1 protein-coding gene is annotated in these 223 nt (G+C 44.8%); it reads left to right on the forward strand.

What is annotated here, in order from left to right:
• Positions 1 to 223 (forward strand): 16S rRNA (cytosine(1402)-N(4))-methyltransferase (gene mraW, locus FH871_RS34475; RefSeq protein WP_212768319.1); only part of this gene is annotated, 223 nt, incomplete at both ends.

Below are 223 nucleotides of genomic sequence, written 5' to 3' on the forward strand. Positions count from 1 at the left end.
AGAATCTTTTTCAAATATGGGGAAGATAAATTTTCCAAACAGATTGCCCGTAAGATTGAGCAGGCAAGGGCAATTAAACCAATTGAGACAACGACTCAGTTGGCTGACATCATCAAGTCGGCCAAGCCAGCCAAGGAATTAAAAAAGAAGGGCCATCCGGCCAAGCAAATTTTTCAGGCCATCCGGATTGCTGTCAATGATGAACTTGGAGCGGCGGATGAGT

Source organism: Larkinella sp. C7 (assembly GCF_006149005.1).
GTDB lineage: Bacteria > Bacteroidota > Bacteroidia > Cytophagales > Spirosomataceae > Larkinella.